Below are 12324 nucleotides of genomic sequence, written 5' to 3' on the forward strand. Positions count from 1 at the left end.
CGCCACCCGTTACACTGTGTTTCCATAAGGCCGTCCTCGTCATTGTGCATAACATGCTGATCGAACACATATTATGCCACGAGATACGGCCTTTTTCTTGGCTATCGGTGAGAAATCCGGGCTAGCGCGCCCTGGATTCGAGTGTAGCCCCAGGTGCCATTCTCGGTCGCCATGCGAACGCAGACTTTGTATTTCTTCCCGCTGCCGCACGGACAAGACGTGTTGCGTCCTGCTCTCGACTTCGCGGCGATTGGTTTGGACCGCCGTGGAGGCAAGGGTGTGGCGGTCGCTTCGCGATACGGTAGCCAGTAAGCGTGAATGGCGCGTGGACCGTCGGGGCAATCATGCTCGACCATTCGGCATCCATCGCGGGTTCATCCGGAGCTGCCGCAAGTTCGCCCCAGCCTTCCGGGGTCGCAAAGAGTTGGAACGGTCGCAAGACTGGCTGCTCATCCAACAGTGGCTGCCATGCCTCCTGGGTTAAGCGAATGCCCTGCAGGAACCCGCTGCACCATTCATCGACGATAGTGTAGCTCTTCCCTTCGACTTCGCGGGTGGAGAAGCTCGGGCTAAAATCCTGGGGAGCGATCTCAAGCGCCATGATGACAGAGCTGTACAGCCGCATAATGAGATCGATGACACGTTTGACGACCTTGAGGGAAACTCCGGCATGGGCTCATCGGCCTCACTGCCAAAGATGCGCGGGAGCCATTGGTCTGGCATCACCGTGACCGGTCCAATGGCAATCGTGATATCCCGGTTGCACAATCAGTTTTTATCATCCTTGAACCCCATGTGATAGTGCGACCCATCGCAGAACGGCTTGTTCTTCGACGCGCCGCAGCGACACAGCGTGTAATGCTCAGGGGACAGTGGGCGGGCTTCACCCCTCAGTTCTGGGCTACCGACCACGAACAGGGGCCCATCCTTCATCACATGGATGCACGGCGTACGCACTTGATCCCGGCACAGGATGTTATTCAAGGTATAACTCAGCGCCCCGGAAGGACACATTGTGATGGTTTCCATGGTTTTGGCTGCGGGATCGCCGTCGGGGTTGATCCAGGGTTCCGTCTTCAGGCTGAAGACATTCGGTGAGTGCTCGGTGCAAAACCCTGCGTGTGAGCACATAAACCGGTTGTCATGGATGGTGAGTTCCTTGCCCACGTAGTCATCGGTCTTGCTTGCTGATGGATCGCTCAAGCGCTCCCCGGAAAAACCGATCTTCTTGTGTGTACCATCGCAGAACGGCTTGTTCTTCGACCCGCCGCAGCGACACAGGTACATCGTCGGCTCGGTTCGGATCGGCTCGCCCTTCGAGTTGCGGCAATCCGTCATGCCGTTAACCAGGTAAGGGCCGTTCGGCCTGAGCTCAATGCTTGCTACCTGAGTTGAATCAGACATGGTGGCCTCCTTCAACGAAAAGTCAGTGTAACAGTTTGGGGTAGAATTTCTAAATCAAAAAGGGCCGGACGGTGAAGCTGTCCAGCCCGTTTGGGTTATTTTTGCTCGGGCAAAGCTACCTTAACCCTCTTGTTGGTTTGCCCGGCGTGCGTGAGCGCCGTCGCGAGATCTCCTTACCTTTGTTTAACAGCCACCACGGCATGCGGGTCCGCACCGGCCGGTTCAATACGCCACCTTAAACGTCGGGCCCTCTTCCGGCCGCATCTTGCGGCGATCGTAGATCCGCGTGGTCGAGACATTAGCATGTCCCAGCCATTCCTGGACCTTAGCAATGTCTGCCCCGTTATCGAGGTCATTGGTGGCGGCCGCGGCTCGGAGGGCGTGCGCTCCGAACCGCACCCCTTTGATCCCGATCTGCTTTCCGTAACGCTGCACCACACACCGATAGACCAAAGTAGGCACTGAAAGATATTTCGGGAGGTGGGCAGCATAGCGGAGCGATCCGTCTCCGTTGCCGGATATCCGAACTTCTCCAACTCTTGCGTATAGGCAGCAGCGCAACAGGACGCTGTTCAACGCTTGAGCGTAAAGAGACCCGTTCGGATAAATAATTTGACCCATTAACGGCATGGGTGTAGGTCGGATACCGAGGTCCGTCAATGGGTTTGTCGATGAGGAAAGAGAACAACATTTTCCGGGATCTCGACGGTGCGCCAGGTGGGACCAAGATCGTTTTTTGTTCGTTTTTTGTGAGCTACAATCAGGATCATGCCGGTCAAGCAAGTCCTCACCGAAAGCCGCGTCCCGGTCAAGGTCTATACCGACGAGATCGAGGGCTCGGCGCGCCAGCAGCTCTTGAACATCGCGACCTTGCCCTTCGTGCATCACCATGTCGCGGCGATGCCCGATGTGCATACCGGGATCGGGGCCACGGTCGGGTCCGTGATCGCCACCCACCGGGCCATCATCCCGGCCGCGGTGGGAGTGGACATCGGTTGCGGCATGATGGCCGCGCGCCTGTCGCTCACGGCCGATGCGCTCGATGAGAAACGCTTGCAACTCGTATTCAATCAGATCGGCCGCGACGTGCCGGTCGGCCGCGGCCAGCACCGCGAGGAGCGGGCGTCCGGCGAGGCGGCGCGGCCGTTCGAACCTCTGCTCCGTGGCATCCTCGAAAAGCACCCCGGGGTCCGGAAGGCCTGCGGCAAGTCCACGAACTGGGTCCTGCAGATGGGGACGCTCGGGGGCGGCAATCACTTCATCGAGATCTGTCTCGACGAGGACGGGCGGGTGTGGGTGATGCTGCACTCGGGCAGCCGCGGGATCGGCAACGCCATCGGCACCTATTTCATCGATCTCGCCCGGCGCGACATGGAGCGCTGGTTCATCCAACTCCCGGACCGTGACCTCGCCTATCTGCCCGAGGGCAGCGAGCACTTCGAGGACTACATCGAGGCCGTGGGCTTTGCGCAGACCTATGCGGCACGGAACCGCGAGGCGATGATGAAGCTCATCCTGGCGGCGTTACAGAGACACCTGCCGCCCTTCGAGGTCACCTCGGAGGCGGTGAACTGCCACCACAACTATGTCGAGCACGAGCATCATTTCGGCGCCGACGTATGGGTGACCCGCAAGGGCGCCATCCGGGCCAGGCGCGGCGATCTCGGGATCATCCCCGGCAGCATGGGCGCCAAGTCCTACATCGTGCGCGGCAAGGGCGCCGCGGACAGCTTTCAGTCCTGCGCCCACGGCGCCGGCCGGCGCATGAGCCGGAGCGCGGCCATGAAGTCCTTCACCCGCGAGGACCTCGCGCGCCAGACCGAGGGTGTCGTGTGCCGCAAGGACGAGGGCGTCATCGACGAGATCCCCGGGGCTTACAAGGACATCGACACGGTGATGGAGAACCAGCGCGATCTCGTCGAGGTGGTGCACACGTTGAAGCAGGTGGTGTGCGTGAAGGGCTGACCGGCACGCTGCCCCACGTCGGAGGCTCTGCTTGCCCCCAGCAACGCGTCGCTACTGAGAGGTTTTGCAAGCCGAAACCAGACCACTGCCGTTTAATTTACACCCCGCTTTCCTTTGTCTGACAGTTGACCTGCTCACCTCTCGCAAAGTCATTTTTTGGCTGGCGCATCTGGATATTCCTAGTGAGGAAAAATAACAACCTTCCGCCTCTTGTTCGTGTTGGGCTGAACTGATGCTCTTTTACTAAGACAGAACGTCGAACTTTTCCCTGCCGAGCCCTCCTCTCGCTGTTTAGCCCCCGTTCGCTACGACCGGTCTTACCCGAGAGATCCACTCGTGGAGTAGTTGGATAGGTCGCGTGGCCGATCTTACGCCACCCATTTGATGGAACAGCCGATACTCGGAAAAATCTTACCGGGGAGCTGCCCCCGGCCGAGCGCGGCGAGGACTGCGTTTTCCAGGCTTTTCTCTTTTACTCCTTCCGGCTTCTGCCAGTTGTCATTGATCCGGCCGTGATAATACAGTGCTCCATCCTTGAACAGATACGGGTCCGGCGTACACTCGGCTCCATAGGCGCTGGCCGCTTTCTGGTCTCCGTCGAAGAGATACGGAAAATTCAATCCGATGGACTCTGCGTAGGGTTTCATCGCCTCGAACCTGTCGTCGGGAAACGCCGGGTTGTTGTTGGGATTCACCGCAACGGCCTGGAATCCGTCTTTTGCATAACGCTTTTGGAGATCGGTCAAGGTGGGCCACGAAGCCTTGGCATACGGACAATGATTGCACGTGAAAACAACAAGGAGGTTGTCTCTGTAGTCCAGGATATTCACGGACCTGCCGTCAACATCCGGCAGCGTGAAGGGAATGAGCGCAGTGCCTGCCGGCATGGTCGTTGATTCAACCGCCATATCAATACCCCGCTTTCTGAAATGCCAGTTCGAGCGCAATGGAACTTCCGCGGAAGAGCTCAAGCCCCCAGTCCGCGGCATCGGTGAAGAGTCCGTCCGAACCGAATTGGCGCAGAAGGAGCATCTGCCACTTTGTATTCCAAAGTGTAATGGTATGCGATTAAGCCTGCTTTATGCACCAGCCCTGTGTACTGCGGAAAGGGTTCTGTCAAATTGAGGGATCCGAGACGTGTATTTCCGGGATCGGCGGTTCTGTTTCTTAGTTAACAAACACAGGTAGTCTGTCGCCAGATCGAATACGAGCGTGCACGGAACAGTCGGTAGGGGTGCGCCCGCATTAAGTGACGACCCACTCGGAAGAGGTTGTGCACCTGACCATGCACAGCGAGAAACCGCTGTGCCTGTCCGGCTGATTTGAATCCGCGCATCTGCCGTTCCTGTTGTCGAGTGGGCTGATGGGAAGCTTCAGCGCGGTTGTTCGCATAGCGGGTCCTGGTCATGTACGACCGATGGCATGATCTTATTTCTGGCAGCACCGTAACGTCGAAGTTTGTCGGTGACTAGGCGCCGAGGTGTTCGGCCTTGGTGCTTAAGCATCTTCTTAAAGAATCGCGCAGCGGCACGCGTATCCTTATGCTTCTGCACAAGGATATCGATAACCTGATTATCTTGATCTACCGCCCGCCAAAGATCTGGGTGACGGGCTTGTATTGCACTGGCGATAGCGTCATACGCATAGGCGAAACCATCCGAGCCGATGAAATACGCAGTGCAAGACACCTTCTGTTGAAAGTCCGGGTGGAATTTCAGCGATGGGCCGCGTGTACACGCGAGATAGTCTATTAACCCCCGCCCCATACCCGCCGCTACATATCTCTGCTCGCCGCCGACTACGCCCGCGCTGCGCCGCGGTGCGCCAGGGACGGTGCTTCGTGGTTGGTGGCGCGGCCCTGCGTTTATTTGCGACAACCTAACGGACCCTTTCATGCGTACCAAGCTCACGCCACAGTCCGCCCTGGCGATCGCGGCGATCCTGGCCGTCCTCGCTATAATCATCCTCATCGGGGCACAGGACCGGATCTCGTTTCCCGCGCAGGACGGGTGGATCATCCACGCGGACCTGTACGGAGCGAGTGATCGCGGCGTGGTGCTGGTCCATGGAGGCGGGAAGACGAAGAGTGATTGGAAGGAGCAGGCGCAGATACTCGTGAAGGCAGGCTTTCGCGTGCTCGCGATCGACCTGCGAGGGTTCGGCCTGTCCCGCGATGGCCCGCTGTCCGCCAACCGCGAGGCCATGTCGTTCGACGTGCTGGCCGCTGTGCGCTATCTGCGGAAGACAGGCGCAAAGACCGTGGCGGTGGTCGGTGCAAGCATAGGAGGCGACGCGACGGAAGACGCCCTCGGCCTCGCGACGCCCGGCGAGATCGATCGCGCCGTGCTACTGGCGCACAGCGCCTACGGGCCGCCCAAAAAATTGATCGGTCGCAAGCTGTTCATCGTGACGCGCGACGACGCCAACGACGCGGGCCTGAGACTTCCGAAGATTCGCCGGCAGTACCAGCGATCTCCGGAGCCGAAAGAGTTGGTCGTCCTCGACGGCTCCGCGCACGCTCAGTTCGTGTTCGGCACGGATCAGGGGGAGCGGCTGATGCGCGAGATTCTGCGCTTCCTTTCGGCGCGGTGACAGGAGGCCCTCGCTGGGCCGCAGGCCCGCTAGAACCAGAGCCGAGAGCTGCGGGACATGCACATCCTCCAGGCGAACTTCGCCTACGACGGCACCCTCGCCGATCCCGACGCGCTGCTGGACAGGTACCGCACGCTAACGGGCTGGAGCGAAGCACTGGTCGACGAGCACACGGTCGCGATCGGCCGGGCGAACGGCCTGCACCCAGCTTTGTCCCTGCGCCTTGCCGCGGAGTTAAACCCACCATTTCGCACCAGCGTTTATCGACGAATGTATGCAGTCCGCGATCGTCGGTGCGAAACAGTCCGGCAGAGGGGCCGTCTGCAGCGATTCTCATTTTTAGTTTCTGTTTTGTACGCGCCGCGCTGCGCTACTTCACCGGTTTTGCCGGCCTGATTCTCGATGTCGTGCGCGGTCTCTTGCGTTTCCTGCGCCGCGCGCTGGGCGAACTGAGTGATCTGATCGACATTCCGGCTGACGCCTTCGTTTCGCGTTCTCGGCATAGACTTCTTTCGCGGCTTCGGTTTGCGCCCTGAAAATACGGGACGCGCCTTGCAGCGACAAATCGGTGAAGCGCATCAAGATCGCGAAGTTCTGCTTGCCGAGTTCAATAAATTGTTGTGAAGGATTTTGCATCGGTGTCTCCTCTCTGGATTTAGTGCTCAAACCCGCCGCCCGACATGAGCTTGCAGCATGACCGCTTATTGTCGCGCCGCAATAGACGGTTGAAATCGGACAAAGGCCCATTCTGATGTCAACGAATGTCCTACATGTGACAGGAGGTGAAAGTCGGGGATCGGGAATAGGGGATCGGGGAAGCGAGGCTGACTTTGATTTCCTATCCCCTATACCCCGAACACCCGCTTGAGCAGCCGGGCCCAGCTCATGCGCGCAGACGCCGAGTGCTGGGGCACGTCACCGGGATTATACACTACGCCAGATTAGTCGACTTCTAAGCGTCCTCGTACCCTTGAAACATCCGTGTCTAGGTTGCCGAATTCTCGAACCGGAAAGTGCTGACTGTTGTTATAAACAACACTACGGATAGCGAGGCCAGGGCCGCACTACCTCGCTAGGACAAAACGCGAGTGCGCCACATCGAAGCTATCACCCACCTGCACCCGATGCTCGACGGTGTATTGCCCGGATGCGGCAGAGGGGGGTAATGTCAGCTCGGTTACCTGGGTATTGAGGCCTGCCCTTGCGTATCGATTGTCGATACCGTCTCGCCCGATTTTCCGGCCGTTTCTCAGCAACACCCATCTGGCTTTCACAAGAGCTTCCTTGTCGCTTGCCGGAAGGGTTAGAGAATACTCGGTATAAAACCGTACGGTCTCGCCCGGTCTCACACGAACACGCGAGGGGGTGACCTCTCGGATCGCTACTTGCCTGGTCTGGCGTGCCTTGAGCTCGTTGCGAAGGGTGGCTACGGTTTCCGATTCCGGTGCGATCACGGCGGCTTCATCGAGCCTGGTCCGAGCCGCGTCCCATTGCTTACGATCGAGGGCTTCCCGGGCCGCGCTGATGAGCCGCGCCGCTATATCCTGTATGGCTCGTATCGCCTCCTCGACATCGGGCCGAAGCGCGAGGACCGCCCAATATTTTTCAATCGCATTCCTCCCGGGGGGATGGGTTAGTCGACCGGCATCGAGATCCGCCTTCGCTGCCTCGAGGAGGGTACCGATGTGCTGATCCAAGCTCGGTTGGGAAAGGGTGGGCTCTCCGGCTGGATCCTCACGGCCTTGTGCCACACTGTCCGGCGCGAGCTGCTCCGGTACGGGTACTTCGGCCGCCGGCTTGGGTATGGTTTCGGTTGCCTCCTCGCGCAAGAGGTTTTGGGAAAGCCATCCCTCTGCTGCATCGTAAAGGATAGCAAACGAACCCGGACGCATCCATGCCAAGGAGAGCCCCAGACCCAGTATCCCTGCGATCGCGGCAGAGTACCCGAGCCACTTGCCGCGGTGCCGTCGTCGCACGTCCCGTTCGGGAGGACTGCCGCCCGCCGTTTCATTGGAGGGATCGACCGTACTCCTTACTCGGTCGTTCGTTATCGGAGTGTTCACTGGAACATCCGCTGGTTGTAATGATCGATTTAACGTCGGGATGCGCTCAATTTTCCCGTCCCTCCTCCCTGCAACGGCGGGCCGTGCCTGGTTGCCCGTCCGACCGCGGCCAAGCGCAACTAACTTGTTCGGGGTCTCTTCGGCCTGTAGGTGCCGCGTCTCCTCCACGAGGCGTTGCTGTATGACCGCGACCTCGCGCGCCTTGAGTTCGTCGCGAAGGCTGGCTACGGCTTCGGATTTCGGTGCGATTCCGGCGGCCTCATCGAGCCTGGTCTGAGCCGTCTGCAGATCGTGTTCGTTTATGGCGGTGCGTGCGAGGTCGAGGAGCTTTTTGACGGTCCGCTCCTCTTCGTTGGTGCGTTCCGCCGCGCGCCGCTTGTGATCTTCCTGGGCTCGTAGCGTGTGTGTCTCGAGATCTTCACGCAGCTTGGCCACTTGCTCTGATTCAGGCCGGATCACAAAGGCCTGGTCAAAATGGGCTTCGGCCATTCTAATATCGTTGGCCTGGAGCGCCTTGCGGCCAAGCGCAACTAACTTGTTCGCGGTCTCTTCGGCCTGTAGGTGCCGCGTCTCCTCCACGAGGCGTTGCTGTATGACCGCGATCTCGCGCGCCTTGAGCTCGTCGCGAAGGCTGGCTACGGCTTCGGATTTCGGTGCGATTCCGGCGGCCTCATCGAGCCTGGTCTGAGCCGTCTGCAGATCGTGTTCGTTTATGGCGGTGCGCGCGAGGTCGAGGAGCTTTTTGACGGTCCGCTCCTCTTCGTTGGTGCGTTCCGCCGCGCGCCGCTTGTGATCTTCCGGGGCTCGTAGCGTGTGTGTCTCGTGATCGTCACGCAGCTTGGCCACTTCCTCTGATTCAGGTCGGATCACATAAGCGATACCATGCCAGTCCTTTCCGGATAGCTCGTTGCGCCACGCCGGAACGGTCAGCGGCCGCTGCGTGGGTAAGAAACCTAGCGCATGATCAATGGCTTTAAGAAAGGCATTGCTATAGTTTCCTTGACCAACCGGCAGCACGGACATCAACGGATCGGTTCCGCCTTGGACGAACATGCGACTCCGCTCGATTGCAGCTACCGGTGCAACGCCAACCACTGCCTGGTACAGCGTTGCGCCAAGGCTGAAAATATCGGTCCACGGGCCATGCAGCTCGCCATCGCCAAAGTAAAGCTCGATCGGCGCGAAGCCCGATGGAAAATGCTTGGTCAACGTGTTAGCGGGGTTGAAGAGAGCGCCGCCGCCCGGGTTGAAGCCCGTTAACACGGGGCTCCCGTCTGGACGGATGATAATGCTTGACGGCTCAATGTAGCGGTGAATATAACCGCTCGCGTGGATCGCTTCGAGCCCGTCCAGGATCGGTAATACGAAGGCGAGAAGCTCTTTTTCCGCCACGGTTGAGCCATCAAAGAGCTGTTCCGCCTTCTTGCCTTGCTCGTGCGAGACGACGATATAAGCGCTGTTGTTCGCTTCGAAGGCGTTCAACGCTTGGGCGATATTTTGATGCCTGATCCCGGCGAGCTTTTGCGCGTCAGTCAGGAAGCACTCAAGCCCCGCCTTATACTCGGCGCCATGCTCCGCAGCAGGATGAATCACGCCGCGCGTATCGCGTCTGGCGATCTTGCACGGCATGTATTCGGTAATAATAACCGGACGGTCCAGGTTCAGGTCACTGGCTAAATAGGTAAACCAATAGTCCCCCTGGCCGAGGACGCTGTCGATTCGATACCAATGAAGCTTCGACCCCGGTAAGAGCGAATCGGCGTCTGATTCAATCCTCCGATCCGCGATGGTGAGATCATCTTCCACGGCGATTAAACGACCCCTCGATCAATAGTTGTTACTGACCTGCCTGTTAGACTGTCCCGCTGCAATGGCGGGGGCCCGGATGAATAAATAAGGAGTGGCTGGACCGGCTGTCGGCCTACGTGCAGCCTCCGCGCGGGGCATAGGCAAAAAAACGCCCTTTTTCGTCAAGAGGCACGGTAGTGCTGGGCTAGTGAGTTGTCAAACATCCGAGTCCTCGGCCTAGCAGTCTGTCGCAAGCGATGGGCTTCGCCAGCGGCTGGGGACAGGTTGCGGATCAACTCACCGAAATCGCCGAGTCGATGGTGCGCGGCGCCTGACGGGAAAGCAGACGCATGACGACACCGACCGTCCAGCATCCCCGCTGCCCCAACGAGACCGCCGAAACCGCACCAGCGCTTTGCGTGCGGCATCGTGGCTCACCGCTTTTGCCCTATTCTTGAACGTCCGCTAAGTAGAAAGCGCCACCGCAGTAGCGAACGGCAGCAATGGGTCTATTCTGTTGAAAAACTCACGTTTTAGTTGCTTGTTCTGCGAGGTAGATAGTGCGCCGATAGGTGTGGGGTGATCTTTTTTTCTAGCCCCCGTTGGATCTTGTTGCTCGTCCATTACTTTCGCCTTCCCTTGTTATGTGCTTACCAGCGTCGTTTCTGGTATCGGTGAGGTCAACCACTTCGCTATTCGTCTGAGATTCTGTGCGGTAGCGGCGAGCAGAAACTCATCGCGTGCCCCGGTCAGTCCGCGCAATCGCAGACGATCCAACTTTAGGATCCGTTTGAGGTGTGCGAACAGGATCTCGACCTTCTTGCGATCTTTTCGCGATTGTCGGTACGCATCGGTCTTGGCGAGCGCACGTGCCACATCACGCGCGGGTTCCTGCGGGCTCCGATCGATGTTGCGATTCGCCATATTGGGACAGCACTTGGTTTTCAGCGGACAGGCCTGACAGTCGTATAGACTGGCACGATAGCGAAACGGGTCTTCTGCTTGCTACGCCACGCCGGTTTCAGGGACTTGCCCGCCGGACACAGATAGCGATTATTCTCAGCGTCAAAGGTGAAGTCCGAGCGACCAAACGTGCCATCGCCTCGCTCCGATTTATCCCATACGGGAATATGTGGCTGCAACTTCTTCTCCTCGACAATCCACCCAAGCATGGGCGCGGTGCCATACGCGGTGTCGCCGATCAAGCGGGTCGGCGTTATGTCGAAGCGTTCCTCCACGCGCTCCAGCATGGTCTTGGTCGCCTCGACCTCCTGGGTTCGGTGGGCGGGTGTTGCTTCGACATCCACGATGATCCCAACTTGCACATCGACCAGATAGTTGGTGGAGTAGGCAAAGAAGGCGGGACCGCCTGGCGCTGCGGTCCAACGTGCGCATGGATCGGTCAGTGAGATGACCTTGGGTGGAGTACCGCTCGGGTTATTCTCTTGGAGTGCCGCCAGATACTCCCGGACCGCTCGCATCGATGGCGAAGCCTTCGCCACCGACCGTATCGCTCTCGCGGAACCGACCGTGTCGGTTCTTGGAAAAACTGGAGTGATCCGGCACCTTGTCTTCTAAATCCAGTCGGCAGAACCAGCGGTAAGCAAGGTTGAGATGCACCTCTTCGCACAAACGTCGCTCTGAGCGGATCCGGAAACAGTAACCCACAATTAACATTCGGATCATCAGTTCGGGATTAATGGAGGGCCTACCCGTGTGGCTGTAGAACCCGTCCAAGTGCTGACGCAAGTCACTCAGGTCAAGATGGCAATCAATGCCGCGTAGCAGATGGTTCCCTGGAATGTGATCTTCGAGATTGAACGAATAGAACAGTTGTTCCTGACCCGCGGATTGCTGCCCCATCATCACTCGCTCTCCCCAATAGACTTACCAAGATCAGATCACCAACAACAGCAGGAGTTCCGGGAGTTTTTCAACAGAATAGGTCGATACCGGCCAGGAGCGGACATACGTTTACTGCGTCAACTGGACTAGCCCGCGGGGCGCGATGTCTTACCAACGACCGAAGGTCGCACAAGGAATGTAATGGGACCAAACCTTTGCCGTCCATGTCCGGTGTGCAGATCATTTGGCGATGTCCGCCTCGCCGTAACGCACCGATTCGACGCGCGGAGCGCGTCTCGGCTTGGCAAGCATGTTGAGGAGTCGGCCTGCGTGCCGAAATCGACGCGCGAGGGATAGTGCTCGGGGGCGGTATTTTGCACACCTGAACGCTCAGAGGTTGTGAATAAATCTGCTGCGCATCCCGATCGCGGCGTCGCGTGCTCGCTCGCGCCTCGCCTATCTAAATTGATATGTCTCGTCGCTCGCTCCGCGGCTCCTGGCGCTCGAGGCTGCTCGCGACGATTTATTCACAACCTCTCCGGGCGATGGCGGGTGAAGCCGCGTGTCCAGCGCGAAGTCTTCCTGCGTTTGCTGCAAGTAAAGGCCCTTCGCAACATCGCGATCGAAGAGCAGATTCCAACTGTGTGTCGACACCGCGCTCGGAATA

Annotated in this window: 8 protein-coding genes and 4 pseudogenes; 3 read left to right on the forward strand and 9 right to left on the reverse strand. The window is 58.8% G+C overall.

Going from position 1 to position 12324, the window contains the following annotated elements:
* Window positions 1-768 precede the first annotated feature (768 nt).
* Both M3436_15565 and M3436_15570 read right to left on the reverse strand, forming a co-directional pair.
* On the reverse strand, window positions 769-1404 hold the full coding sequence (locus M3436_15565) for a CDGSH iron-sulfur domain-containing protein (protein MDQ3565476.1): 636 nt from the start codon (window positions 1402-1404) through the stop codon (window positions 769-771).
* 222 nt (window positions 1405-1626) lie between these two features.
* A pseudogene (locus tag M3436_15570) lies at window positions 1627-1854 on the reverse strand (tyrosine-type recombinase/integrase).
* A 318-nt stretch (window positions 1855-2172) separates the two neighbouring features.
* On the opposite strand from M3436_15570, the gene M3436_15575 reads away from it, so the two are divergent.
* On the forward strand, window positions 2173-3369 hold the full coding sequence (locus M3436_15575; GenBank protein MDQ3565477.1) for an RtcB family protein: 1197 nt from the start codon (window positions 2173-2175) through the stop codon (window positions 3367-3369).
* A 368-nt stretch (window positions 3370-3737) separates the two neighbouring features.
* Here M3436_15575 and M3436_15580 read toward each other — a convergent pair whose 3' ends face one another.
* Together M3436_15580 and M3436_15585 are read right to left on the reverse strand one after the other, a co-directional pair.
* Entirely contained in the window at window positions 3738-4277 is a 540-nt protein-coding gene (locus M3436_15580; protein MDQ3565478.1) for a thioredoxin family protein, read from the reverse strand.
* A gap of 263 nt (window positions 4278-4540) precedes the next feature.
* Window positions 4541-5135, reverse strand: a pseudogene (locus M3436_15585) (DDE-type integrase/transposase/recombinase).
* Between the two features lie 127 nt (window positions 5136-5262).
* Here M3436_15585 and M3436_15590 point away from each other — a divergent pair.
* Window positions 5263-5961, forward strand: a complete 699-nt coding sequence (locus M3436_15590) for an alpha/beta hydrolase (GenBank protein ID MDQ3565479.1) — start codon at window positions 5263-5265, stop codon at window positions 5959-5961.
* 57 nt (window positions 5962-6018) lie between these two features.
* Complete coding sequence (locus M3436_15595; protein ID MDQ3565480.1) at window positions 6019-6357, forward strand: hypothetical protein; 339 nt, start codon at window positions 6019-6021, stop codon at window positions 6355-6357.
* Here the strand turns inward: M3436_15595 and M3436_15600 are convergent.
* The 5 genes and pseudogenes from M3436_15600 to M3436_15620 all read right to left on the reverse strand — a co-directional run bounded on the left by M3436_15600 (window position 6337) and on the right by M3436_15620 (window position 12324).
* On the reverse strand, window positions 6337-6597 hold the full coding sequence (locus tag M3436_15600) for a hypothetical protein (GenBank protein MDQ3565481.1): 261 nt from the start codon (window positions 6595-6597) through the stop codon (window positions 6337-6339). The two genes, M3436_15595 and M3436_15600, sit on opposite strands and share 21 nt — an antisense overlap.
* Window positions 6598-7025: 428 nt before the next feature.
* Window positions 7026-9830, reverse strand: coding sequence for a hypothetical protein (locus tag M3436_15605; protein ID MDQ3565482.1), 2805 nt, complete (start codon window positions 9828-9830; stop codon window positions 7026-7028).
* Window positions 9831-10277: 447 nt separating this feature from the next.
* Window positions 10278-10436, reverse strand: coding sequence for a hypothetical protein (locus M3436_15610; protein MDQ3565483.1), 159 nt, complete (start codon window positions 10434-10436; stop codon window positions 10278-10280).
* An 18-nt stretch (window positions 10437-10454) separates the two neighbouring features.
* Window positions 10455-11678, reverse strand: a pseudogene (locus tag M3436_15615) (transposase).
* A 522-nt stretch (window positions 11679-12200) separates the two neighbouring features.
* Window positions 12201-12324: pseudogene (locus M3436_15620) on the reverse strand (RES domain-containing protein).

It is taken from the genome of Pseudomonadota bacterium, assembly GCA_030859565.1.
Classification (GTDB): Bacteria; Pseudomonadota; Gammaproteobacteria; order JACCXJ01; family JACCXJ01; genus USCg-Taylor.